This window comes from Desulfothermus okinawensis JCM 13304 (assembly GCF_054654515.1).
In genome coordinates this window covers 1-548 of the sequence record NZ_BAAIEW010000076.1, presented here as the reverse complement: position 1 = coordinate 548, position 548 = coordinate 1, and the positions used below count along the sequence as shown (strand labels likewise).

The window sequence follows — 548 nt, the reverse complement described above, 5'->3', positions numbered from 1 at the left end:
GTCATTCACTAAGCCTGTACTTGTCCCAGATTTTTTTAATAATAACATAAGAGTAGTTTTTGATATTAGCACCATGGGTATTAATTTTATCAATAGGCACAAAGACATTATCTCCATAAAGTTCAAAAAGTTTTTCAAATGCAGGAAATAGTTCAGCCACTTTATCAGCTCTGCCCAAATTAACAATAGTCTTATGCCTAACCTTATTGTCTTTGGTTCTATAAGAGTGAACGATTCTAAGATATTCAAAACCCTTTACCCTAGATATTTTCAAAAACATCCCGTTTCCCTATGTTTGACTTCAATCAAATGCTACCAATAGACTTAAATAAAGTCGATAACTAATTACAAAAAATATAAAAGTTAGGACTACAAAATTCTGTATTTTTAAATGTTAATCCCCCATAACCTACCAATTTGATTGAATCTCTTAATATACAATAACTTAAAAATATAACTGTTAATACTGGAAACTGTCAAGGTCGGGAAACAGAGAACAGGACCTTGGAGACAGGGGTCTTAGGAGGGCTAAACTCTCCTATAATCCT

General features: G+C 32.3%; 1 protein-coding gene. It reads right to left on the bottom strand.

Going from position 1 to position 548, the window contains the following annotated elements; translation table 11 throughout:
- Position 1 precedes the first annotated feature (1 nt).
- The gene (locus ACYQ0O_RS13085; protein ID WP_459893782.1) at positions 2-280 is read right to left on the bottom strand and encodes a hypothetical protein; all 279 of its coding nucleotides are present in this window, start codon (positions 278-280) and stop codon (positions 2-4) included.
- Positions 281-548 lie beyond the last annotated feature (268 nt).